The organism is Paenibacillus borealis, assembly GCF_000758665.1.
Taxonomy (GTDB): Bacteria; Bacillota; Bacilli; order Paenibacillales; family Paenibacillaceae; genus Paenibacillus_AQ; species Paenibacillus_AQ borealis.
This window is the reverse complement of sequence record NZ_CP009285.1, coordinates 383,234-408,253: the sequence shown is the minus strand read 5'-3', so window position 1 is coordinate 408,253 and position 25,020 is coordinate 383,234. Positions and strand designations below refer to the sequence as shown.

Below are 25,020 nucleotides of genomic sequence, written 5' to 3'. Positions count from 1 at the left end.
TAAAATTATTTGCTGCCTGCTACCCAGCGCAGCCCCCAGCCATAAGCCTCATCCATCTCCTTATGACCGCTGAAATATTGCACAAGGCGTTCAATACTGAAGGTCTCGTTGCCTACATTCCGGATCATTGCGATGGCGCACATGCCCTTACGGTTGTTATGCTCGTCCAGATTAACGACAATATCCGGTCCTCCATCCTGCTTCAGGGTAACCACCCCATCTGCCTCGGACCAATTGGTAACGCCCTTGTAAATAAAAGAAAAAACTAAAATTCTTTCAATCTGTGCAACCTTACTTCCGTTTATACGCAGATTCTCGCCGGATGTTACGGAGCCGGTCCGGTCATCCCCATCCAGCATGATGTAAGGCGGCTGCTGCAGGTTGCCGAACGCATTGCCCAGTGCCTGCACAACTCCCTTGCTGCCGTTCTTCAGTTCATACAGGCAGGCAAGATCCAGATCCACGCCGCCCTTATTACGGCTGAACAGCCCTCCGCCCTGCTTCTGGTTCCAGTTCAGGTTGATTAAGAGCTCCCCAAGACCGGAGGCGGACTTCTTCAGATTAATGGAATCGCCTTTCTTCTTCAGCTCAATCTTCTTCAGATTGAGATTCAGCGCCGGGGCAGGGGCTTCCGTCTGCTTCGGTGCAGGCGGAGGAGGAATCACAATAGCTGGTCTGGCTTGCTCCACCCGCGGCGGCGGCACTTGAAGCTTCGTGGGCTCCGGCGGTGCCGCCGTCTTCACAGGCTGAGGTGCAGGCGGAGCAGGCTCATCCTCCACTTCTATGCCATAGTTGCCGCACAGCGCTTTGAGTCCGCCGGAGAAGCCTGCTACGATAGCACTGAATTTCCATTCTTCGCCGTATCTATATAATTCTCCTACCACAACAGCCGTTTCCACAGAGAAATGATTTCCCAGGTTACACCGCAGAATTTCCGCCCCCGTCGCCTGATCCAGGATCCGGCAGTGGGCCTCGCTCATCTGTCCGAACATTTGCTTGCGGTTCTCGCCATCATACAGGGTAAGGGTACAGGCAATTTTCGTGATACCAGCAGGAATCTTATCCAGTCCCACCTCGAACTGCTTAAGTCCTCCCGAAACTGCTCCCGGCACATCCTTATATCTGATATAAGGCGTAGACGGATTATTATAAAAAATCAGATCGTCGTCGCTATTCACTTTGCCTTGTGCCCCGAGGAGGAACGCAGAGGCATCAATATCCATGGAAGATGGAGCTTTCCACCCGATCTCAACAATAATATTGCGGATTCCCGGGTTTCCTTTGGTCAGGTCTGCTTTCTGCCCTTTAACTACTTCAGTACTCATTCTTACGCCACCTTTATAAATGGATAAGAGTGCAACTTATACACTTTTGTCTATAAAAAGGGCAGGATCGATGATGATCCCGCCTTTGAAGCTTTATTGTGCATCCAGTCCATAATTCTTACATAAAGCGCTTAGCCCGCCGGCAAAGCCGCTGCCGACCGCCTGGAATTTCCAATCCGTGCCATGGCGGTAGAATTCACAGAAGACAACGGCAGTCTCAGTGGAGAAATCCTCACCCAGATCAAACCGCAGAATCTCACGGTCACTGGAGGCATCCACAACGCGTACAAACGCGTTGGAGACTTGTCCGAAGTTCTGCACACGAGTTTCATAATCGTAGATTGTCACTGTAATCCCAATGCGCTGAATATTCGCCGGCACCAGGCTGAAGTCTACGAGAATCTGCTCATCGTCCCCGTCGCCTTCACCTGTACGGTTATCGCCTGTATGGGTTACGGAGCCTGTCCCGCCGCTTGGGTTGTTATAGAATACAAAGTCGTCTTCGCCTTTGGCTTTGCCGTCCTCATGCAGCAGAAATGCTGATGCATCCAGATCGAAATCCTTGCCGCCGCTATACTTGTTTGTATCCCAGCCAAGTCCTACAACTACCTTCGTCAGGCCCGGATTGGTCTTGGTAAGATCGATCCGCTGTCCTTTGGAAAGACTGATCGTCACTGGCAAAAACCTTCTTTCCTCAAAGATTTAATTCCCCGGAGTCAGCCGGGTCTTATTGCAGACCGTAATCACGGGTCAGTCCGGCGAGTCCGTCTTTGTAGCCGCTGCCGATCGCATTGAATTTCCATTCTGCGCCATTGCGGTACAGCTCGCCGACTACCACACCGGTTTCAACGGAGAAATCTTCCCCCAGGTCAAAACGGATCAATTCTTCACTGTTCGCATCATTCACGATACGTACATAAGAACGGGAGACTTGTCCAAAGTTCTGGCTTCTGGATTCTGCTTCATAGATTGTAATGGTGAACGCAATTTTATCAACATCCGCAGGAACATTGAGCAAATCTACCTGAACCTGCTCATCGTCTCCGTCGCCTTCACCTGTGCGGTTGTCGCCGGTGTGAACAACGGAAGCGTTCTCGTTCTGCTTATTGTTGAAGAAGATGAAGTTCGTTTCTTTATCCACTTTGCCGTTAGCATTCGTCAGGAATACAGACACGTCAAGGTCAAAATCCTTACCGCCATCGTATTTATTCGTATCCCATCCGAGGCCGACTGTAATTTTGGACAAGCCCGGATTAGTTTTGGTCAAATCGATTTTTTGTCCCTTGGATAAGTTAATAGCCATGAATAGAACCCTCTTTTCTCAAATTGGAATTAGATATAACGTTCAGCCAGTTGATTGATATGTGCTGCGTGCGCGCCTTCACCGATAGCTGCGAATTTCCACTCTTCACCATGACGGTAGAGCTCGCCGCAGATCAGTGCCGTGAAGCCTGTGTAATTGTCCGTCAGATTAAACTTGATCAGCTCGCCATTCCCTGCTGCATTAATAATCCGGATGTACGCCGATTTGATCATCCCGAAATCCTGCTTGCGGTTCACGGCGTCGTAGATGTTGACCACAACCAGAACCTTATGGACATCGGCAGGAATCGCCTTCAGATTCACCATAATCTGCTCGTCGTCCCCGTCTCCTTCACCCGTCAGGTTATCTCCCGAGTGAACCACGGAATTGTTCGCATTCTGTTTGTTGTGAAAGCAGACGAGGTTCAGCTTATTGGTCAGCTTGCCATTCTCATTCAGCAGCAAGGCTGAAGCATCGCAGTCTACATTCGCCTGTTTCTTGACACCAAAGAAGCCTCTTGCCGGTTCGGCAGGGTCCCAGCCCAGTCCTACGATAACGTTAGACAGTCCGGCATTCCCTTTGGTTAAATCGATCTTCTGACCTTTTACGAGATTGATTCCAGCCAACTTTACGTACCTCCGTTTCCAGTAGAAATCACTGCCTGTAAGTTCTTCTTGCGAGTGTTATATCAGTGATACGATGGAAAAACGCCTAAGTTTCATCCAATTTAGCGGATGCCTTCCGGCCCGCTGTTACAGGCTGAATTCGCTTGGGCTAAGTCCGAGCACACTGCAGATATTCCGTACAACCGCTTTCTCATGCTCATCGAAGTCGCCGTCAGCCGCACCGATCGCAGAGCATACGCCAACAATGACACGTCCGATTTCCGGTTTGCTGCTGAATTTCGCGATCGATTTCAGTGCTTCCTGCTTGCCGATTTCCGGTGAGAATTCGAAGTTACTCACATAGAAATTGAACTGGTTGATGACATCTCTCATGTCAAATACCTTCAATTCATTGCTGAGGTTCATATATCCGGCCATTTTGTTCTTCTCGGATTCCTCAATTTTGCCGTCAGCCGCAGCCACCAGTGCGCAGCCCGCAACTACCGCGTTCATAAAGTCTTTATTTTTAAACTTCTTCACTTGTTCTGTCAGTCCGGTTTTGGTAGTGTTCAGCCAATTTTTAAATGTGCTCATCGTATTCTCCTTCTATCATTCTGAATTATGACCAGTAGAAAAGGCTGTGCCGTACTATAAGCACCATATCCGCTTCTGCAGGAAATATAAGGATAAATTATTATGCGTAGCCCATAAATCCTTATACTTTAAAAAAAGATATCCCCGAGCCTCCTCCCCGCCGTTCCGGGCAGATATTCACTGATGGTTCCATGCCTAATTCTTGCTCTTCTAATATAACCGATTAAATGACAATATTCTACTTTGACAAAATCTCACAGTACCTTGGACAGGAATTCCTGGGTACGTTCATGTGACGGATTCCCGAATAACTGTTCGGGCGCACCCTGCTCCACAATAATCCCCTGCTCCATAAAGAGGACGCGGTCTCCCACTTCACGCGCAAAGCCCATCTCATGCGTGACTACGACCATGGTCATTCCTTCGCGGGCCAGATCCTTCATCACTGCCAGCACCTCGCCCACCATTTCGGGGTCAAGTGCAGAAGTCGGTTCATCAAACAGCATGATCTTCGGCTCCATCGCCAAAGCGCGCGCAATCGCTACACGCTGGGCTTGACCGCCTGAAAGCGAGGAAGGATACATCTCCGCCTTCTCGCTCAGTCCCACCTTTTGCAGCAGCTCCAGCGCTTTTTGACGGGCTTTGTCAGCCGGCCATTTGCGGACCTGCATCGGGGCCAGCATAATGTTCTCGATCACCTTTTTGTGCGGAAACAGATTGAACTGCTGAAACACCATGCCAACTTCTGTACGGATATCGTTAATCCTTGTGCTTTTGGCCATCAAGGAAGTGCCTTCAATAATAATATCGCCCTCCTGCGGCTGCTCCAGCAGATTGAGGCAGCGCAGAAAGGTCGATTTGCCCGAACCCGAAGGCCCGATCACCACCACAACCTCCCGGCTGTGAATATCGACGCTGATGTCGGACAGTACCTTATGGGCACCGAAGGATTTATGCAGATGCTTGACTGAGATAATAGGCTCCATATAGGGTTACACCTTCCGTTCGATATAATTAAGCAGCTTGCTGAGGGAATAGGTCAGGATGAAATAGATCAGTGCTGCGGTCAAATAAGGCTCCCAGATCCGCAGATACTGGCCCTTCATGGTGTTGCTCCAATACATAATCTCAGGTGCGGCAATAAGTGCCAGCAGCGAGGAATCCTTAACGAGGACGATGAATTCATTCCCGAACGCCGGAACCATCCGTTTGATCGCCTGAGGCAGAATAATGAAACGCATCGCCTGTAATTTGGTCATCCCGAGTGACAGGGCAGCTTCCCGTTGTCCGGGATCAATCGACTGGATACCCGCGCGGAAGATTTCGGCGGAATACGCCGCGGAATTGAGCGAAAGCGCCACAAATGCGCTCATCAGCGCATAGGTTTTACCATAGAATAACGGAATCAGCCCGAAATGGACGATCAGGATCTGCACATACAGCGGTGTTCCGCGGAAGATGTTGATATAGGCATGAAACGGCCAGCGGAAATACCACTTGGGCGCCATTTTGCCGAATCCGATAACCAGTCCCAGAATGGAGCCGCACAGGATCGATACCAGCGATACGCCTATGGTGAACAAAGTCCCTTTAAGTAAAACCGGTAAATAATGTACGATGATGTCAAATCTGAAATCCATAGAACTCTTCCCTTCTCTTCTGCTTATAGCTTTCTCTATGTTTCTCTTGTGTTTCAAAAAAAGAAGCATGCGCAATAGCAATCATTACGCATGCTTAATTGTTACTCCGCTTACTCTGCGCTCAAAAGCGTCTTAGTGTCCGGCTCTTCACCGAACCACTCTTTGTAGATCTCCGCATATTTGCCGTTCTCGATAATCGTCTTGATCGCCGGGTCCAGCTTGGCTTTCCATTCGCTGCCCTTAGGATACAGGATGCCGTAATATTCGGAACCGAAGTTCTCCTTGTCGATAATACCGACCAGCTTCTCATTCGGATTGTTCTTAATGTATTCGTTCACGATGGCGATATCCGCAACCACTGCATCCGCTCCGCCGCCGTTCAGCTCCATCAGGGCTACCGCATTGCTGTCAAAGCGCTTCAGATTGCCGTTGTCGATCCCCATAATGCCGCTCATCAGATCATCCGCAGTTGTTGCTGCCTGAACGGCAACTTTCTTATCCTTCAAATCAAGGGCAGACTTGATATCGCTGCCTTCCTTGACCATGATCATGTTCGTTGATTCGAAGTAAGGAATGGAATAGTCATAGGTTTCTTTACGCTCATCAGTAATGGATACCGACGACAGGCCCGCCTGATATTCAGTGCCTTGCTGAACACTGGTCAGCATCGTATCCCAGCCTGTATTTGTCACGGTGTAATCAATACCCGCTTCTTCCATAACCGCCTTAATGAAATCAATGTCAAAACCCTTGATAGTATCTGTATCCATATACTCCATAGGTGCATAACTGGCATCGCTGGCGAACTTGATGCTCTCTCCTGCCGCATCGCCGCTGCCTGCGTTATTGTTCGAACCACAGCCGACCATTGCCAAAACCAGTAATGCCACCATACCTGACATAGCCCATTTTTTTCTGATTCCCATGCTCCAATCCCCCTACTTATTTATAAAATAACTTAAAAAGATTTTATCAGATTAAAGCAGTGGTGACAATTAACTTTTCCTCGATATGTTATATAACATGACATAATATCGTAGTATTGTAACATTTTCAGCCGCTAATCTTAGAATTCAGGTCTATCTTCATATAAAAAGCAGCCAGGAGGCTGTCCGGAGAGTCATATCCCCGGCAGCGTCCTGGCTGCTCACTATTGTAATCTGTTATTTAATTCATTCATTTACAATCAGAATGTCAAATCCCCGTCATACGAAGCAATCAGCCGGTACAGCTCCGGACGGCGGTCGCGGAAGATCCCCCACTCGATCCTGCCAACTTCAAGCGCATCGAGATCAAACTCACTGACCAGTACCGTCTGCTCATCACGTCCGGCTTCGGCAATCTTGTTGCCCTGCGGGCCGGCAATGAACGATGAGCCGTAGAAGTTAATGCTGGAATCCTCGTCAATCTCCTCACCGATCCGGTTGGAGGCCACGACAGGAATCAGGTTAGCGGCCGCATGGCCCAGCATGCAGGTCTGCCAGTGATCCTTGGAATCGATCGATCCGTCCTGCGGCTCCGAGCCGATAGCTGTAGGATAGAACAGAATCTCCGCACCCATCAGACTCATTACCCGCGCTGCTTCCGGATACCACTGATCCCAGCAGACGCCGACGCCGATTTTGGCATACCGGGTATTCCACACCTTAAAGCCGGTATCGCCCGGGTTGAAGTAGAACTTCTCTTCATAGCCGGGGCCGTCAGGAATATGACTCTTGCGGTACTTGCCCATCACCGTTCCATCAGCATCAATCACGGCCAGCGAGTTATAACGCGCGTAGTTCTTTTTCTCATAAAAGCTGATCGGCAGCACCACTTCGAGTTCTTTGGCTATCGCCTTGAAATGGTTCACAGCCTTGTTGTGCTCAAGCTCGGTGGCATAGGCGTAGTAATCGGATTTCTCCTTCTGGCAGAAATACGGTGTCTCAAACAGCTCCTGCAGCAGAATAATCTGTGCGCCCTGGGCTGCCGCTTCTCTGACCAGTGTCTCGGCCTTGCGGATATTCTCATCAATGTCGCCGGAACAGCTCATTTGTGTTGCGGCTACTTTTACTTTTCTCACGGTTATTCCTCCTTATTTGAAGCTACGATTTCACCGCAGGCATCTGCTGGGTGGTGCAGTGTACGTTCCCGCCTTCACCGATTACAGCCATTCCGTTCACTGTGCGGATTCTGCGGCCTTGGAACAGCCCGGCAAGCGTCTCTTCGGCAAGCTTGTCTGTCTCTGCCGCCGTACCGCCGAATACCGGCAGGATAATCCCGCCGTTCACGAAATAGAAATTCAGATAGCTCAGGGTCAACCGGCTGTCTTCATAATCCACACGGGGCGGCTGCTGAATGCGGATAATCTCCAGCTTCCGGCCCTTGGCATCAACAGCCTGCTCCAGAATACGCAGGTTCTCCTCCGAAATGGCATAATTCTCATCCTCCGGGTCCCCGCAGACCTGGATGACCACCTTGCCCGGCGCAGCGAAGCACGCGATGTTATCGACATGACCGTCCGTCTCGTCTCCGCTGAGGCCGCGCTTCAGCCAGATGATCGACTCAGTCCCGGTATATCGCTTCACTAAGCCGGCAATCTCTTCCCGGTCCAGCTCCGGATTGCGGTTCGTGTTCAGCAGGCATTCTTCGGTGGTCAGCAGTGTTCCTTCGCCATCGGTATGAATCGAGCCGCCTTCCATGACAAGCGGTGCATCGAAGCTGCTGATCTCCAGCTGCTCCAGAATTTGCGGAGCTACCTTATCGTCAAGGTCCCATGGCGAATATTTGCCGCCCCAGGCATTGAACTTCCAGTTCACACCGGCCAGCTTGCCTTCATTATTCACCACAAAGGTCGGTCCGTTATCGCGCAGCCAGGCATCGTTGTGCTTGATAGGCAGCAGCGTCACATTAGCTCCAAGTCCGAGCTGTTCTACTGTCTCCATATCACCCGGATTAACCACCACGGTCACCGGCTCGAATTCGGCAATCGCCTTAATAATCTCGGCATAACCTGCACTTACCGCCGCATGGTTATCTGGATAGACCATAGAGTCCTGCACCGGCCAGGAGATGAAGGTCCGTTCATGCCGGGCCCATTCCGCCGGCATTGTATAGTTTAAATCTTTGGGATACGTCATTTAGTTACCTCTGCCGTTTATATTTGAAGCTGCCCTGTTAGCCGCAAGCTCCTCACCCATCATACAATAATATGCCTGTGCGCTCAATTGCCGCACAGCAATAATCCCCCTGGAAATATCCAGAGGGATTAGTGTTATACAGCTATTTTACAGTGTAATATGCTTAATGACATTGCCGGCGAAATCCTTGATGCTGAATTCACCCTTGTCCAGAATACCGTAAGAATTCGGATTGTTCTCTTTGGGCAGGGAGATTGATCCGGGGTTAAGCACAACAATGCCTTCCTTCACATCCGCCACCGGGAGATGAGTATGTCCTTGGATGAACACATCCTGCGGGGACAGCGCCGGCAAGTTATCGATGCTGAATCCATGCCCGTGCGTGGCATAAATCTTCCGGCCCTCGTGGAGAATCAGCACATAGTCGCCCATCATCGGAAACTGCAGCAGCATCTGGTCTACCTCGGCATCACAGTTACCTCGTACGGCAACTAGCGATTTACCGTAAGCATTCAGCTTGTCAGCGACCCCCTGGGGATTGTAACCCTCCGGCAACGGATTTCTCGGCCCGTGATACAGGAAGTCTCCCAGTATAACCAGCGTGTGCGGCTGCTCCTCCTCTGCCTTGGCCAACGCCTGCTCCAGCCAGTGCAGGGACCCGTGTATATCGGAAATAAACATCAGTTTCATCTTATTCTTCCTCTCCGTTATATTGCTTGATTTATGATTCCCAAGTATGGCTTCAGTTTCAGTCTGCGCTACGGTGAATTTTCTGGAACCCCGGCCGCTGCTACCACAGGAATTCTTAGACTCACCCACTGTCAGTAGTGGAATCCTGCACGAAATACAACATTCCCCGCATAATCCCAGCCCTAATCCCATAATTGTTGTAAGTAATACAGCAACTCTCCTTCTCCAGGCGGGTTTGCGGGACAATTGCTGTATTTCATACAACAATCCTCCCAAACACCCCGGTATCGCCCAATCAAAGCTGCAATACGTACAACAATTATGCCTGTGCAATGTGAACTTAAGAATCCCGGGTTCCAGCGATTCACCTATGTATGTCAGCCACATGCCTCATGCATCCATTGTAAACGCCACCGCCGGGTTAACGCAAAGCAAGACGCCCCGGGAGGGCGTCCTGCTATTAACTTTGCTTACTCAGTCTATCTTACAGCTTCTCATGGCAGGTTGGACGAGCCCATCAGGAAGCGGTCCACTTCACGGGCGGCCTGACGGCCTTCGTTAATGGCCCAGACCACAAGACTCTGGCCGCGCCGCATGTCGCCGGCCGTGAAAACACCCGCAACACTTGTTGCCTGTGCGCCGAATTCAGCCTTAACGTTGGAACGCTCGTCGCGCTCTACGCCGAGTTGCCCAAGCACAGTTTCTTCGGGTCCGGTGAAGCCCAGCGCCAGCAGCACAAGCTGCGCCCGGATAACCTCTTCACTGCCCGGAACTTCAACAGGCACCATCCGCCCGTCCTCTGTGCGCTTCCATTCAATGCGCACGGTGTGCAGCTCCTGCACATGTCCGTGCTCATCGCCGGCGAAGCGCTTGGTGTTCACCAGATAGCGGCGCGGATCTTCTTCATATAGGGAAGCGGCCTCCTGCTGCCCGTAGTCCACCTTAAGCACCTTCGGCCATTCCGGCCAAGGATTGCCCGGTTGACGGGTGAGCGGCGACTGTGGCATAATCTCCAGCTGGATGACACTTCGACAACCATGGCGGATAGAGGTAGCTACACAGTCTGTACCTGTATCACCTCCGCCGATAACAACAACATCCTTGCCCGCCGCTGACAGATATTCACCGTCAGCCAGCCCGGAATCCAGCAGGCTCTTCGTATTCAGTGTAAGGAACTCCATCGCCTGATGGATACCCCGCAGCTCCCGGCCTTCCAGCGGAAGCTCCCGTGCCTTAGTGGATCCGCCGCAGAGAACTACGGCATCATGCTCCTCCTGCAGCTGTGCCGCAGGGATATCCCGGCCGATCTCGGTCCGGGTTACGAAGGTAATCCCTTCCGCGGTCAGCAGATCCACCCGGCGCTGAACCTTCTTCTTATCCAGCTTCATGTTCGGAATGCCGTAGGTCAGCAGACCGCCGATCCGGTCAGCCCGCTCATATACCGTCACCGTGTGTCCTGCCTTGTTAAGCTGTGCTGCACACGCAAGCCCTGCAGGTCCGGAACCGACGACTGCAACCTTTTTACCCGTACGGGTTAACGGCGGCTCAGGTACAATCCAGCCTTCGGCAAAGCCTCTATCTACAATCGACTTCTCAATGGACTTAATCGTTACCGGATCGCCGTTCTTCCCGACGGTACATGCCCCTTCACAAGGCGAAGGACAGACGCGTCCTGTAAATTCAGGGAAATTGTTAGTCTTATGCAGCCGTTTCAGCGCAACCTGCCAATTACCGCGGTATACCATGTCGTTCCATTCCGGAATAAGGTTATGCAGCGGGCAGCCGCTGGCCATTCCGCTCAGCAGACGTCCTACATGACAGAACGGTGTTCCGCAATCCATGCAGCGGGCACCTTGCTCCCGCAGCTGTTCATCCTCCAGCGGTACCGAAAATTCATTCCAGTTCTTAATCCGTTCCAAAGGCTCGCATTCAGCAGGCGTACGCCGCTGATATTCTAAAAATCCGGTTGCTTTACCCATTCCTGTCTCCTCCGAGTCTCTCTGATTGGCCGCCGAAATTGTAAAAAGCGGCATTCATGCCCACATTCGGCTCCAAAAAGAAACAAACTCTTCTGTCGCCGGGCTGTCATTCTGTCACTGTAAAGCAGCGAAGCAAGAGGCTGCGCCGGGGTAAGAAACCGCCCCGGTACAGGCCCTTGCACAGTTTGATTAAGGGGAATAAATGCCTTCATATTATCATCTATCCGCTAAGCGCGAACATGAGCAATGTCACCTTTTACAGCAAACGGCACAGACCCGGAACTCAGGCTGCATCTTTCCCCTTGAGAATATTGTAGGCGGAGCTGAATACCCCGAACAGAATACCCGTTACAGGAAACACGATCCAGTTGATATGCCACTGATCGTATACAAAACCGCTGACCAGAAAAACGCAGGTAACCAGCGGCCAGACTATGGAGGCAACCGCACCGATCACCCGGTCCTCCTCCTTCTTTTCTTTACTGAAATCCCCGGTCTTCAGCAGCATCTGATACGCTCCCCGGATATTCCCGTAATAGACAAAGAGGAAAACAGCCACAGCCACAACAGCCAGCAGAACCACAACCCCGTAAGAGGAGCCTGCGTCCCCAAAAGCAGAACCTACAAAAATAGCAACCGGCGACAATACGCACAGGCTGACTCCCATGATAAGCGACAGCATATAGGTTGCGGCAAAAGCGGACTGCTTCCGCTCAACCTCAGCCTGCAGATGGTAAGGCAAACTGAATCCGGACTCCATATATTTATACTTCTCCATTCGCATGCCGCTGTAGATAAACATCGCAATGGCAGGAACGAGCAGAATCAAGAGGAAGGCTACTCCAATCATGCTCATGGCATCCTCCGAAAAGGCAGATCTCATAAACCCGTTCTCCCCAAGAATCGCAAGCAGAATGAGCAGGCCGGCGCCCACCATAATCAGCCCCACGCCCAACCCTATAAGCAGCCCGGATCTCCTTTTGGCAGCAATGAATTCCTCTGTCTCCAGCTCAGTAAGCACCGGAAGCATCTCTTCCTTACGGACCTCCCCGATGCCCAGCTCGCTGATCAGCTCATCAATGTTGCCGAATTCGGAAATGACGATGCCCACCGCCTCATTCTCCGACTTCCCGTCATTCTTCAGTTCATGATACTTCTCCTCCATGTTGCCAAGCAGTTCCTGCTTCAGCTTATACATCTGTTCCGTTCTGGGGAGAGAAGCGAACATATTGTTCAGATAACCTATAATTGTATCCAAGTTCATCACAGCTCCTTTATGAATTTGTTGATGACTTCTTGCGTAACTTGCCATTCCGCACATTTGGCGTGGTAATAGGCCAGACCCTGCGGGGTGATACGGTAATAAGTACGCCTTTTCCCGAAAGTCTCATCCAGATAGAATGAGTCAATGTATCCGTTCTTCTCCAGCCGGGCGAATGCGGAATAGAGCGTAGTTTCCTTCATAATGTATTTCTCTTCCGAAAGCTTCCGTATATTCTTGGAAATCTCATAGCCATAAGACTCCCCGTCCAGAAGCATGTAGAGGATCATCGTATCGTTGTATCCCCGGATAACGTCACTGCTGATCAATTGCCTGCCTCCTATACTTCATCTGTCGTAGTAATTAGGTTCATTGTAGCATAATTACTACGACAGATGAAGTAGTTTTTATTCCGGTAACAAATTTATTAAAAAACGCAAAAGAGCAGGCTGCCCGGGCAGCCTGCTCAGTGTTTCCGGTGTACTTACAGTACAGCCAGTACGATCATTCCAATCCCTTTTGCCGCTAAGATTCCGCTCTCCAGCTGTCCCACATGGTCTTCGCCGAACAGAACCGTCCATTCCCCCAGCAAGGGCAGTTCAAGAACGGCTCCATCCGGATCAGCGTTGTACAGGACGTAAAGATGCTGTGCGGAATCTCCGCCGGCATGATTTCTTAGCGAGAAGGCAACCGAATGCGCCGGAGCCTCCTCGAAGACCAGACAGTCACGGATTTCATCGGCGGTCCGCAGCCGGAAAGCGGGACGGGCCGCGCGCAGCGCAATCAGCCGCTTCATATATTCTACAGACTCCGCGTGTTGTGCACAGCGCTCCCAGTCCAGCCAGTTGTATTCCACAGGCGATTTATAGCTGTTCTCCAGCCCGTCTTTGGTCCGCATGAACTCCTGGCCGGCATGGATGAAGGGAATTCCCTGGCTGGTCAGGATCATTGCTGAGGCCAAATGGTGCATGGCGCGGCGCTGTTCATCAGCTATTCCTCCGGTAGACAGCAGAAGCTTATCCCACAACGTATGATTGTCATGACATTCCACATAGTTGACACTTTGCTGCGGCTCCTGGGCGAATTGTCCAAGACCTGGACCGTAATAGATGCCTCCGGCAATACCGGCCTTCACATTCCGTTCAAAGCCGATACCGCCGCTAATGAAGCCTTTCTGATCATGCAGAAAAATATTGCCTTTGACCGCATCGCGGTAACCGTCATTGAAATGTCCGATGCCCGGCAGCTCATTGGCATGGCGCTGGTTGGCGCGGAGATCCTCTGCCAGCTCCGTATCCATCACCCAGCCTTCGCCTATGGTCAGCAGGGAAGGATCCAGCTCATCCAGACGGCGGCGAATTTCTCTCATTGTGCCGACATCAAGCAATCCCATCAGATCGAAGCGGAAGCCGTCGATATGATATTCCTCAGCCCAGTATAGTACCGACTCCACGATGAAACGCGACATCATCAACCGTTCAGAAGCGGTGTCATTGCCGCAGCCGGATCCGTTGGACAGTCTGCCGTCCGGTTTGTAGCGCAGATAATATCCCGGAACCAGCTTGGTAAAGTTCACCCGGAAGCCGTCATACACATGATTGTAGACAACATCCATAATGACGCGCAGACCCCGGTCATGCAGCGCCTGTATCATAGTCTTCAGCTCCTTGATGCGCAGACCCGGCACATACGGGTCTGTAGCATAGGAGCCTTCAGGCACATTATAGTTCTTGGGATCGTATCCCCAATTATAATGCGGCTGATCCAGCCGGGTTTCATCCACGCTCTCCGTAGCATAATCGTAGACAGGCAGCAGCTGCACATGAGTCACTCCAAGTGCTGCAATATGATCGAGCCCGGTCGGTATCCCTTCAGGGCCGCGTGTTCCGGCTTCGGCAAGCCCTAAATATTGTCCTTTATGAGTTATCCCGCTGACAGGATGCATCGACAGGTCGCGCAGATGAAGCTCATAGATAACGGCATCAACCGGGTCCTCCAGAGGCGGTTTATCCTGTGTCCAATGCTCAGGATCTGTCTTAGTCATATCAAGAACCGCACCCCTGTCTCCATTCACACCGACAGCACGGGCGTAGGGATCCGCTGCTTCATTCCACAAATCCCCCAGCCGCACACGGTAGGTGTAGAATTTCCCTTCCAGATCACCGGGAACGGTGATTCTCCAGGTTCCCCGGATATCCCGGATCATCGGAATATGCTGTCCGGCTGCGTCCTGCCATGACTCATAGAGCACAAGCTCTGCTTCCTGGGCGGTTGGCGCCCACAGACAGAACGCCGAGCCGGTGACCGAATAATTCAAGCCAAGATCGTTTCCGTCGTAGCTGAACAGTTCATCAAATTCCCGGTCAAACACGGATATACCGCTGGTAGCCGCCGGATCCCCATAATAGATTGGTTCCTTCATTTCCTTTTGTACGGACAAGGCCCCCGCCTCCTTTACCCTTTATTAAAATATACGCCTGCATATACAGTGAGTTACACTAAATCCATTCTTCATAAATGGAATTTTATCCTAGTCCTGCGTTTTGTGCAAACGTTTGTATTATGTAGTGCCGGAAAGCCGGACCTCTCTGCTGTCCCGTTGTGAGTTTCAGCCTGTCAGGTTAGCTTATCCTTATGCAATTAAGGTGCTTCAGAGGCTTCCGCTATATTAAGCGCTACCATCGTAAGAATTGCCTGATTCGCCGCGTAAGAAATCCGCCGTTCTCGGCCGGGGGTATACCCGCGGCCCGGATGCCGTATTCCATTGTCATGGACAACCAGCGTGCATGTTCCATCAGCGTTATCCTCATAACCGGTTCCAAGCACCCAATGATAATCATAGATATAACTTCCCCTCCAGCGGAGGCTGAACCATTTATCGAACTTCAAGGCTACAGGCCGCGCAGCATCGATCTCGGCTTTGTATCTCCCGATATCATTAAATACCGATACCGTAAGCAGCCTGGAGCTTCCCGCGCCGCGCGGAGCAGCATGGATGATATAATCCCGGAGGCCTCTGGTGAAGCCCCGTACGCTCATTCCCCAGGGTGTTCCGCCATGATGGGTGTATATGTAATTGATATGTGCTGCTTTGGAATCAAAATGTCCGGCCCCCGGAATAAACAGCCTGCCCATACGCGTGTGCCAATATTCCATGAGCGCGGCCATAGTTGCCGGACCGCAGGCCGAGGCGGGAGAGGCCACCCCCTCTTCCCACTGCGTATACGGTTCCGCCTTCAACTGCCGGCCGGACGGCTGCCCGCTCATAGGGATACCCTATTCCGGCAATGCTGCAAGACACGTTCAATATCCGTGGTCAGAAACGGCTTGCTGACAAAGTCATCCATGCCGACCGCGTGGCAGCGTTCCCTGTCCTCGTCTCTCGCATAGGCTGTCACTGCCGCAATATAAGGCTGATGATTCCGGGGAGCCTGCTGACGGATTCTGGCCGTTGCCGTCAGCCCGCTCATCACCGGCATTTGCACATCCATAAATACCAGATCATACGGCTCGCGGAGCACAGCCTGCAGCGCCCCGCTGCCATTATCTACGAGGTCAGCGGCATACCCCCTTGTGCGGAGCATGGTCAGCAGCAGCTTCTGATTGACCGGATGGTCCTCCGCGATCAGTATACGCAAAGGTCCAAATTTGGCGGCAGGCAGCATTCCTTGAGCAGGCAGCGTCAGTTCCTTGCCAGCAGCCTCCTGCTCAAGGCCTGTTCCGGCCCATTCTCCCTGTTCTGCTGAGAGATCCGTTACAGATACAGGCTCAGCGGAATCTGCTGTTTCCCCGCCTCCTCCATCAGGATCGATATCAATATCTATAGGCAGGGTGAAATAGAAATTCGAGCCTTCCCCTTCTACACTTTCCACTCCGATGGCTCCGCCCATCAGCTCAACCAGCCGTTTGCAGATCGCGAGCCCCAGTCCGGTTCCCCCGTATTTGCGGTTGATCGACGGATGAAGCTGGGAGAAGGACTGGAACAACAGCGGCTGTTTCTCCGGCGGAATTCCGATACCTGTATCCAGCACACTGAATTTCAATGTCAGCTTCCTGCGGTCCCGGCAGTATTCCGTACCGAGACGGATAGAGACATGCCCCTTCTCCGTGAATTTGACCGCATTGCTGACGAGGTTCACCAGCACCTGGCGCAGACGGGCCGCATCGCCCATAATCAGCTCGGGCACATCAGGCGCATTATGGCAGGACAGCTCGATGTCCTTCTCCCGGGCTTTGGGCGTGAACAGCTCCGTTACGCTTTCCAGCAGTCCTTCCAGGCTGACCGGTTCATGAGTAAGCGTCATTTTACCGGCTTCTATTTTGCTGAAATCCAGAATTTCATTAAGAATATATAACAGGGACGCGCTGCTGGCGCTAATGATCTCGGCATATCCCCGCTGCTCCTCGTCAAGCTCCGTCTCTGTGAGCAGATCCGTCATTCCCATAATTCCGTTCATCGGCGTCCGCAGTTCATGGCTCATGATAGCGAGAAATTCCGATTTGGCCTGGTCTGCTTTCTCTGCCAGTTCCTTCGCTCTAATAATCTCCTTCTCATCAGTAATGTCACGGAAGACAACAACAGCTCCCTTGCGCTCACCCTTGTCAAACAGAGGAGTAACCTGATATTCGGCCAGAAAGCTGGAGCCATCCTTGCGCCACAGCACCGCATCTTTGCTCTGATGAGATTCCCCTGCCCGCACCGCCCGCATCAGCGGCGATTCCTCCGGCCGGTAATGAATGCCGTCAAGCGCTGTCTGTTGGAGGTGGTCCAGGTAAGAATGGCCTGTGATCTCTCCATATTCAAAGCCCAGCATCTGTGCCCCGGCAGGATTAATAAAGGTTACTTTCCCCTCAGTATCCAGACCGAATATCCCTTCGGAGACCGCGTTCAGGATCAACGTGTAATCATTACCCAGCTTCTCAATCTGTTCTGTATAACGGATACGTTCCGTAATGTCACGGGAAATCCCATACACGCCTACAACCTGCTTGTCCACAATAATAGGAATATTGGTCGTGTTAATCTCCACCAGATGGCCATCCTTATGAATCAGTGTAAGATCATAGCTCTGGGGTTTACCTTGGGTAGCCAGAGTGAAATGATGCAGTGTCTTCCCGACATCCTTGTCCGCCACAAGCGGTCCGAAATAATTACCCAGCAGTTCGTCCAGGGAGTACCCGCTCAGCTCCTCCAAATTGGGATTGGCCGTGAGATATTCACCCTGCAGATTCATGGAATATACCGCTGAAGGATTATACTCGAACAAAGATTTGTAGCGCTGCTCGCTTTCCTGCAGTTTCGAGTCGAACTCTTTACGTTCTGTAATGTTCCGGCCGACGGCAATAATCTCAACTGCCTGACCCTGCTCATCAAAAATATAACGGCTGTTCGTCTCAAACCAGATGTAGCTGCCGTTCTTATGGCGGTAGCGGTAGGAGACCGGCTGAATATACCCGGAGAGCTCGCTTTCGGCCATGATGTCTCTCATCATATCCAGATCATCCGGATGCAAATAATGATAGGCGCTGGTGCCGATCATCTCTTCCGGCTCATAGCCGAGCAATGAACGGCTGGCCGGAGAGCAATACAGGAAGACGCTGTCTTTAATGGCATGGCGGGAAATTAGGTCGAGCGAATTCTCCGACATCAGGCGGAAATTGCGTTCGCTCTCCCGCAGCAGCCGCTCCATTTCCATACGCTCGGTAATATCCTGCATCATGCCGATAAGCTGAACCGGCTGGCCGCCCGGTCCGAAGGTTACATCCCATTGGATATGGACCGTGAGAATATCGCCTTTGGGCAGAATCAGCCGGTAAGCCGTGTCTCCGGACTCTCCCCTGATTACTGCACGCTGTACAGCTGCCTGCAAGAGAGTGAGATCCTCCGGATGGACCAGAGCCAGAAAGGCTTCATAATCCACATTGTCGGCCCCGACGGCATTCTGCAGAATACGCCGCAATTCTTCCGAGAATGACAGTTTGCCCTTAGTTAAATCCCAGCCCCACGAACCTATTTTGGCAACCCGCTGGGCAGTGGCGAGCGCTTCCTCGCTCTGCTTACGCCGGGTCACATTACGCCCGATTCCCATAATTCGTGTAATTTCGCCGTTCTCATCGCGGATTTCATGAAAAGACATCTCAAACCATAAATAATGCCCTTCCTTGTGACGCAACCGGCGGCTGTAAGTATCATTCTGCAACAGGCCGTTGGAGCTGTTGATCCCGTCAATATCGTCCGGATGATAGAAATCCGCCCGGTTTCTTCCGATCATCTCCTCCGGCTGATATCCGATCTGCGGGAAGGAGGAGGGGGAAATAAAGCTTAACGTCCCGTCCGGCAGTGAGAAGGAGATCATGCTCTGATCATCTTTTATAAATAAATTGTACAGATCGCGGCTGTCTACTGTCAGCTGGTCAGCAATCTTGCGGTCCGTAACATCCTGTGCGTATACAATAATATTCCGGTCTAACTGCCCTGCTTCTGCCTGAACAAACGTCAGGGAGAGCCAGAACGGTCGTCCGCCGTGGCCCGGGAACCGCTGCTCTTTCACAAGCGGCTGCCCCTGTGTCTGCGACAGCCCGTTCATAATTTCAGGTAAAGAGAATCCCCGCTGCTCTTCCGGCCTGATCCGGCCTGCCCCGAATAAAGCACCTGCGAGAAACTCCTGTTCACTGCAGCCAAGCATCGTGCAAAAAGCAGGGTTAACCATGACCCAGCGGTCTCCTTCAGAAGACAGCACAGCCATCCCCACTGGAGACATCAGGAATGCTTGATCCAGAATGATTCTATTCTCTGCCAAGTTATCCATTAAACAAGGCCTCCTTCATCTCGAGCCGGCGCTTCTGCAGACTCTCTGTTGTCGTTCGCTAGTACTTCTATATCACACAGTATACGATAAGACTACCAAGGAATGAAACGGACAGCCCCCTTTGGATAGAGAAAATTTAAATTGTAAATATTGACTATTTTAGAAGTACGCTCTATATTAAAAGGTAATTATATATCCGTGACTCGTTACGCTGGAAGCACCCGTAATAGAGGCCAATTGGCCTTTACTGCGGGTGCTTTTTTTGTCGTGCTACCCGGGACACGGAAACAAGAGGAGGATTATTTATGAGGAATCTGTGCAGGACTACTGCCCTATCGCTGCTCTCCCTGCTGATTACCCTGGCCACCCTGTCCGGGTCTGCTTCTGCATCTCCAACAGTGTTAACAGCATCGGTCCAGGCGTCTTTTGATCTGACGGCGGCAGCGGCAGACAGTACCGCCCGCGCCCGTCTGAAGAACCAATACAGCGAGTTAGCTCTCCTGTCAGCCCAATATGACAGCCGGGAGGCACAGATTAGAGCGCTTCATGATCAGAATGCAGAGGCGCTGATTGTTGTCCGGGAGGCCATCAAGAATATCGACCAGGCTTCCATAACCCGGCTGACCGCAGCTGTCAGCAGCACCAAGGAACGCTACCAGCCGCTGTTCGACCAATACAGTGCGCTGAACAAACGCATTTCCCTGCTCAAAGGACTGAAGGACAAGACGCTGAATTCCGTACTTAAGGCTCAATCGGAGGCTATGAAGCTCCTTGTACAGCTGGCCCGCCAGGAGATACGCGACAAGGAGGCTCTGCTCAAAGCCGCCAAGGATACCCGTACCAAGCGGATTGCTGCCGCCCGCAAGAGCCTGGCCGGAATCGACAGCGCGCAAATCTCAATGAAATCCCAGAAGAGTGCAGCCTCCGCATTGAACAAACGGCTTGCCGCAGACTGGAGCGATTTCAAAGCAGCGGTCCGCAAGCAGAACTCCGTCCTTGCCGGCCAATCCCTATCCTCAATGGTCTCCGGCTACCAGCAAATTGCGGCCAGCAAGCTGAAGGTTATCGAGCTGGAGCAGAAGATCGCTTCCATTATCACCGCCACCCGTAAGCAAATCGGCACTTGACCCCTGCCGGCCCTGTATCTTCCGCCCGTACGGACGCATATGGTAGTTAAGGATACCATCATCATGCGGCGGGAGGAGGAATTCACTATGCGTATCTGCATTATTGCACCGGAACAGTTCCCGGTTCCAGGGGACGGCTCTGTAGAGATCTGCATCTGGAATATTGCCCGGCGGCTTGCCCGAAGGCACAAGGTAACTATAGTGAGCAGGAGGTCGCCCGGACTCCCGGACATTGACGAAATAGAACAAGTCCGGTTCATCCGCCTTCCCTCAGGCACCCCTTCCCGGTACCGCAGCTCGGTTCTCGGATATCTGGAAACGGCGGAGCCCTTTGAACTGATTCAGGTCGATAACCGGCCGCTGCTGCTGGCCGCCGTCAAGCGGCGGCACCCAGGCATTCCGGTGCTGCTGTTCCTGCATTCCCTGACCTTTGTGCCGCCGGAATCCAGAATTGCCCGCAGCCTGGCCCTGGCGGACGCTGTCGCGGCCAACAGCCGCTCCCTGCAGCAGCGGCTCGCGCAGCGGTTTCCCGGTATCCCCGGCAAGCTCCGCGTTGTTCCGCTTGGAGCGGACCTGTCCCGCTTCGCCCCCGTGCTACCGCAGGAGAAGGCACGCCTGCGCACGCAGTACGGTCTTGCTCCCGGCTTCACCGTCCTGTTCGTCGGCCGGGTAATCCCCCGCAAGGGAGTACCTGTGCTGATCCGGGCCATGCACCGGCTGAACAGGCATATGCCCGCCCGGCTGGTGATCGCCGGCGGGGGGAAGCCGGCTTATCTCCGGCAGCTTAAGGCCCTCGCGCGGCGGCTGGGCGTACGCGTGTCCTTCCTGGGCAATATTCCGCACGAGAATATTCACAGCCTATATCAGGCTGCCGACTGCTTCATCTGTCCTTCCCAGCGGCATGAATCCTTCGGACTGGTCAACGTAGAGGCCATGGCCTCGGGGCTGCCGGTAATTGCCTCACGAAACGGCGGAATCCGGGAAATTATTGATTCCGGCCATAACGGATATCTGGTGGACAGATACCGCGACTCTGCTCCTTTCGCCAAGCGGATGCTGATGATCGGGCGCAATCCGGTGCTCGCGGCAAGGATCGGGATGCAGGGACGGAGCGATGCGCTGCAGATGTTCGAATGGCAGCATACAGTAGATCTGCTGGAGAATCTCTATCTGAAGCTCGCACCGCAGTAACCGGAGGAGACGGGTCCGTGCCGCTCCTCCGGGATGCGATGCAGCAGCTCCGTAACGCTTCTCCGGGATGCGACATTGTGTAATACGAAATTTGTGACCCTTCTCGCAGGATACCGCTGCAGTTAATATTATACTCATATTGTAAGCGTTACCATTAAGCAAATGCACTGTACAGTAAGCCAACAAGACATTGGCAACCCCCTACAACACAATATTCGCTGTAGAAAGGGTGCATCGTTATGTTAATGATCAAAGCTATAGTAAGACCCGAGAAAGCGGATGAAGTCATGGCTGAATTACTCCTTGCCGGCTTCCCCTCCATCAGCAAAATGGATCTGCTTGGACGCGGCAAACAAAAGGGAATTCAGGTCGGAACCAACCATTACAATCAAATTTCCAAGAAACTTCTGATGATCGTGGTCCAGGATGATGAGAAGGATGACGTGATCAGCATTATTATGCGCACAGCAAGAACCGGTGAGCACGGCTCTTTCGGCGACGGCAAAATTTTTGTCCTGCCCGTACAGGAGGTCTTTACCATCAGCAACGGTAAGAACCAGCTGTAGACTGTCCCTCCGTTCTGTTATCCGCCCTCCTGTAGAACATATGAAAGAGGCAGCAAAGCTATCCCGGTATCCGTCTTGAAGGACGGTCCGGGAAACGCCTTGCTGCCTCTGCCTGTTCTCGGTCATGCTAATGTCAGATCATCTGGATAACAGTAAGCACCAGTCCTACAACAAATCCGCATACGGCTCCGTTCACACGAATCCACTGCAGATCCTTGCCTACCTTCTCCTCCAGCATGTTCACGAGAGAGGCATCATCCATTTGATCCAGATTCTCCTTGACCAGTTGGCCGATCCGGTAATGATTAGCTTCCACGAAGGAGATCAGCGTACCGCGGATCCGTTCCTCGGACGCCTGGAGCCAATCCTGCTCCTTGCCGATCCGCCGGACCAGCATAGCATACAGCCAGAACAGCTTGCGGCCGCCGCGGATCCGGTCTTCCTCCAGCAGCGCAACCGCCTTGATGCGCAGTCCTTCCAGCTGCTGCTGCAGGAAAGCCGCAGCGGGCTCCCCTTGCAGCTCATTCAGCCCCCAATCCTTCAGCGCGGAGATCCGCTCCTCGTTGTTCACCAGCTGGAACAGAGCGACACGGATCTCCCGGATGACTTCCTCACGGTACGGGCTATCCTCTTCCTTGAAGTCACGGATCGTAGACTGAACCATCCCCTGCAGCATTTCACCCAGCATGTCGGCATCAACAAATCCGACAAAAGCCTGAAAAGCCATCCCCTTCAACCCACCAAGCTTCACCTCAGCCAGCTTCTCGCTGGCGATCTTGCCCAGCATCGCGCGGGTTTCCGGACGCCCGCTCCAGGAGGAGATTCCTTCCAGCGCATAATCAAGAGCGGCAATATCCTTGCCGTCATTCATCAGGCTGGTGGCGATTTTGTCGGCGGCAACGCCAAGCTCAGCTTCACGCAGATAACCTGCTGCTGCAGATTGAAGATAGGGAACCGCCTGCTCTACCGGAAGCCGCAGTACGAAACCTTTAATCTGTTCCAGCATTTCCGTTCTTGCTTTCTTTCTGGAGAAGAACCGCGTCAGCATAGCAGCACCCAGAGAGACAATCTTGATTTTGCGCAGCTTGTTCTCAATGCTCTCCTTGTTCAGCAGTTCATTCTCCATCGCGGAGATTAGAGACTGAATAAGCTTATCCCGGTTCTTCAGCAGCAGCGAAGTGTGCGGAATTCTAAGCCCCAGCGGATGGCGGAACAGTGCGGTCACTGCAAACCAGTCGGCAATCCCTCCGACAAGCCCGGCCTCGAAGCCCCCTCTCAGCAGAATAACAGCCAGGTTCTCCGGCAGAAATAAGGTGAACAGGAAACCGCAGGCCATGATGGCAAGAGATATGGTGGCTAAATTTCTGGATTTCATGTGTTTATTATCCCCCTTACATAACGACCCCAAGTCAGCTTTTGCCCGGAAAGAATGTGTTTCTGAGAACAGCAGACATTCCGACTGCAAGATTGCAGGTCTACATTTCATTGTACCACGAGAAGACTCTTTTCTGAAAATCCGGCAAGAAGCGCAGCTTTAGTACATGTACCCCGGACGATATATGGATGAAAATGTGATTTGTGAACTACACACCACCTATGAGGTGGGTGCTTCTTGGTCAATAGAGCTAACGCTCCAAGTTTACCCAAGCTTACTGGCTCGTTCCTTACCCATAGTGCCATTTACATTACTAATTTCAGAAGATTGGCTGCCGCATTCCGATCTCTGTCGTGCTCCGTATGACACTCAGGACAAGACCATTCTCGCATAGACAAATTCTTGACTTCCGCGTTTTTATAGCCACAACAGGAACATAGTTGACTGCTTGCATAGTTTGGAGGAGCAATGATCAACTGCCTATCATACCATTCCGCTTTGTAGGTCAGCAGTTCTCGGAATAACCTCCAGGAGACTTCGGATATGGCCTTCGCTAATTTATGATTTTGCAGCATGTTCTTTACACGCAAGTCCTCCATTACGATCACTTGGTTTTCGTGGATCATTCGGGTGGACGTTTTGTGCAAGAAGTCTTTCCGCTGGTTTGCTATTTTTTCATGCAGCTTGGCCAATCGGAGTTTGGCCTTGGATCGGTTGTGGCTTCCTTTATTCTTTCGGGATACGTTTTTTTGCAGCTTTTTTAATCGTTGTTCCGATTTCCTCAGATGTTTCGGATTGGCAATCACTTCACCCTCCGAGGTCACCGCAAAGCTTTTCAGTCCTAAATCAACGCCAATTTTCTGATCAGCTATAGGTAATGGCGTGCTTTCTGTTTCAACCTGAACGGATGCAAAGTATTTGCCGGATGGTGTTTTAGAGATGGTGCAGGATTTGATCCACCCTTAAAGGGGCGGTGCATCTTGATTCGGATTCTGGTCTTTAGCTTTGGGATTTTGAGCATACCGCCTTCAATCGCTATCGTTCCTTTTTGATTGTTTGTTGTGAATCGGTCTGTATGTGTTTTCTTGCTTTGGAATCGGGGAAAGCCCATACTCTTCTTCTGAAAGAATTGTTTGTACGCTTTGTCCAGATGGAGCTGGGCATTGGCCAGGGCCAGGCTGTCGATTTCTCGAAGCCAAGGGAAATCTTTCTTGTAACCCGCAGGTGTTGTATGGAGCATCGTCGCTGCGATTTGGTAATGTTTGATTTTATCCGATAACATTGTATTGTAGATAAAACGGACGGCCCCGAATACGTTATCAAAATAGTGCTGCTGCTCACGGTTAGGATAGATACGGTATTTATACGCTTTATAGATAAGCACACGATGCACCCCATTTCCAAACATTATCAAAATAATTATAGCACACATGTTC

Annotated in this window: 23 protein-coding genes; 3 read left to right on the top strand and 20 right to left on the bottom strand. The window is 51.9% G+C overall.

The window, feature by feature from the left end; all coding sequences use genetic code 11:
- Window positions 1-5 precede the first annotated feature (5 nt).
- The 17 genes from PBOR_RS01820 to PBOR_RS01740 all read right to left on the bottom strand — a co-directional run bounded on the left by PBOR_RS01820 (window position 6) and on the right by PBOR_RS01740 (window position 19,325).
- The gene (locus PBOR_RS01820; RefSeq protein WP_042210165.1) at window positions 6-1,325 is read right to left on the bottom strand and encodes a TerD family protein; all 1,320 of its coding nucleotides are present in this window, start codon (window positions 1,323-1,325) and stop codon (window positions 6-8) included.
- A 93-nt stretch (window positions 1,326-1,418) separates the two neighbouring features.
- Complete coding sequence (locus PBOR_RS01815) at window positions 1,419-2,000, bottom strand: TerD family protein (protein ID WP_042210164.1); 582 nt, start codon at window positions 1,998-2,000, stop codon at window positions 1,419-1,421.
- Window positions 2,001-2,052: 52 nt separating this feature from the next.
- Window positions 2,053-2,628, bottom strand: a complete 576-nt coding sequence (locus tag PBOR_RS01810; RefSeq protein ID WP_042210163.1) for a TerD family protein — start codon at window positions 2,626-2,628, stop codon at window positions 2,053-2,055.
- Between the two features lie 29 nt (window positions 2,629-2,657).
- The gene (locus PBOR_RS01805; RefSeq protein WP_042210162.1) at window positions 2,658-3,254 is read right to left on the bottom strand and encodes a TerD family protein; all 597 of its coding nucleotides are present in this window, start codon (window positions 3,252-3,254) and stop codon (window positions 2,658-2,660) included.
- A gap of 126 nt (window positions 3,255-3,380) precedes the next feature.
- Complete coding sequence (locus PBOR_RS01800) at window positions 3,381-3,827, bottom strand: tellurite resistance TerB family protein (RefSeq protein ID WP_042210161.1); 447 nt, start codon at window positions 3,825-3,827, stop codon at window positions 3,381-3,383.
- A 254-nt stretch (window positions 3,828-4,081) separates the two neighbouring features.
- Window positions 4,082-4,804, bottom strand: a complete 723-nt coding sequence (locus PBOR_RS01795; RefSeq protein WP_042218807.1) for an amino acid ABC transporter ATP-binding protein — start codon at window positions 4,802-4,804, stop codon at window positions 4,082-4,084.
- A 15-nt stretch (window positions 4,805-4,819) separates the two neighbouring features.
- Entirely contained in the window at window positions 4,820-5,467 is a 648-nt protein-coding gene (locus PBOR_RS01790; protein WP_042210160.1) for an amino acid ABC transporter permease, read from the bottom strand.
- A 110-nt stretch (window positions 5,468-5,577) separates the two neighbouring features.
- Entirely contained in the window at window positions 5,578-6,393 is an 816-nt protein-coding gene (locus tag PBOR_RS01785; RefSeq protein WP_081971875.1) for a transporter substrate-binding domain-containing protein, read from the bottom strand.
- Window positions 6,394-6,653: 260 nt separating this feature from the next.
- On the bottom strand, window positions 6,654-7,529 hold the full coding sequence (gene aguB, locus PBOR_RS01780; protein ID WP_042210159.1) for an N-carbamoylputrescine amidase: 876 nt from the start codon (window positions 7,527-7,529) through the stop codon (window positions 6,654-6,656).
- Window positions 7,530-7,551: 22 nt separating this feature from the next.
- On the bottom strand, window positions 7,552-8,586 hold the full coding sequence (locus tag PBOR_RS01775) for an agmatine deiminase family protein (RefSeq protein ID WP_042210158.1): 1,035 nt from the start codon (window positions 8,584-8,586) through the stop codon (window positions 7,552-7,554).
- Window positions 8,587-8,733: 147 nt separating this feature from the next.
- Window positions 8,734-9,276 (bottom strand): phosphodiesterase, encoded by a 543-nt coding sequence (yfcE, locus tag PBOR_RS01770; protein WP_042210157.1) that lies wholly within the window; start codon window positions 9,274-9,276, stop codon window positions 8,734-8,736.
- A 494-nt stretch (window positions 9,277-9,770) separates the two neighbouring features.
- Window positions 9,771-11,255 (bottom strand): glutamate synthase subunit beta, encoded by a 1,485-nt coding sequence (locus PBOR_RS01765; RefSeq protein WP_042210156.1) that lies wholly within the window; start codon window positions 11,253-11,255, stop codon window positions 9,771-9,773.
- A 283-nt stretch (window positions 11,256-11,538) separates the two neighbouring features.
- On the bottom strand, window positions 11,539-12,513 hold the full coding sequence (locus PBOR_RS01760) for a permease prefix domain 1-containing protein (protein WP_042218805.1): 975 nt from the start codon (window positions 12,511-12,513) through the stop codon (window positions 11,539-11,541).
- A 5-nt stretch (window positions 12,514-12,518) separates the two neighbouring features.
- A complete protein-coding gene (locus PBOR_RS01755) occupies window positions 12,519-12,845 on the bottom strand; it encodes a PadR family transcriptional regulator (RefSeq protein ID WP_042210155.1) in 327 nt (108 codons plus the stop codon).
- Window positions 12,846-13,000: 155 nt separating this feature from the next.
- Window positions 13,001-14,956 carry a type I pullulanase gene (gene pulA, locus PBOR_RS01750; protein ID WP_042210154.1) on the bottom strand — a complete coding sequence of 652 codons (1,956 nt, stop codon included), beginning with the start codon at window positions 14,954-14,956 and terminating at the stop codon, window positions 13,001-13,003.
- A 200-nt stretch (window positions 14,957-15,156) separates the two neighbouring features.
- Window positions 15,157-15,783, bottom strand: coding sequence for a C39 family peptidase (locus PBOR_RS01745; protein WP_052429290.1), 627 nt, complete (start codon window positions 15,781-15,783; stop codon window positions 15,157-15,159).
- A complete protein-coding gene (locus PBOR_RS01740; protein ID WP_157763952.1) occupies window positions 15,780-19,325 on the bottom strand; it encodes a PAS domain-containing hybrid sensor histidine kinase/response regulator in 3,546 nt (1,181 codons plus the stop codon). The genes PBOR_RS01745 and PBOR_RS01740 overlap by 4 nt, the downstream gene beginning before the upstream one ends.
- Window positions 19,326-19,630: 305 nt before the next feature.
- Here PBOR_RS01740 and PBOR_RS01735 point away from each other — a divergent pair, with 305 nt between their 5' ends.
- The 3 genes from PBOR_RS01735 to PBOR_RS01725 all read left to right on the top strand — a co-directional run bounded on the left by PBOR_RS01735 (window position 19,631) and on the right by PBOR_RS01725 (window position 22,209).
- The gene (locus tag PBOR_RS01735) at window positions 19,631-20,452 is read left to right on the top strand and encodes a hypothetical protein (RefSeq protein WP_052429289.1); all 822 of its coding nucleotides are present in this window, start codon (window positions 19,631-19,633) and stop codon (window positions 20,450-20,452) included.
- An 87-nt stretch (window positions 20,453-20,539) separates the two neighbouring features.
- Window positions 20,540-21,643: a glycosyltransferase family 4 protein gene (locus tag PBOR_RS01730; RefSeq protein WP_042210153.1), complete on the top strand. Its 1,104-nt coding sequence runs from the start codon at window positions 20,540-20,542 to the stop codon at window positions 21,641-21,643.
- Between the two features lie 239 nt (window positions 21,644-21,882).
- On the top strand, window positions 21,883-22,209 hold the full coding sequence (locus PBOR_RS01725; protein WP_042210152.1) for a P-II family nitrogen regulator: 327 nt from the start codon (window positions 21,883-21,885) through the stop codon (window positions 22,207-22,209).
- Window positions 22,210-22,342: 133 nt separating this feature from the next.
- On the opposite strand, the gene PBOR_RS01720 is transcribed toward PBOR_RS01725, so the two are convergent.
- The 3 genes from PBOR_RS01720 to PBOR_RS38425 all read right to left on the bottom strand — a co-directional run bounded on the left by PBOR_RS01720 (window position 22,343) and on the right by PBOR_RS38425 (window position 24,968).
- Window positions 22,343-23,584, bottom strand: a complete 1,242-nt coding sequence (locus PBOR_RS01720) for a DUF445 domain-containing protein (protein ID WP_042210151.1) — start codon at window positions 23,582-23,584, stop codon at window positions 22,343-22,345.
- A 305-nt stretch (window positions 23,585-23,889) separates the two neighbouring features.
- Complete coding sequence (locus tag PBOR_RS38430) at window positions 23,890-24,525, bottom strand: RNA-guided endonuclease TnpB family protein (protein ID WP_342671122.1); 636 nt, start codon at window positions 24,523-24,525, stop codon at window positions 23,890-23,892.
- Complete coding sequence (locus PBOR_RS38425; protein WP_342671102.1) at window positions 24,453-24,968, bottom strand: helix-turn-helix domain-containing protein; 516 nt, start codon at window positions 24,966-24,968, stop codon at window positions 24,453-24,455. Before PBOR_RS38425 ends, PBOR_RS38430 begins: the two co-directional genes overlap by 73 nt.
- Window positions 24,969-25,020: the final 52 nt, after the last annotated feature.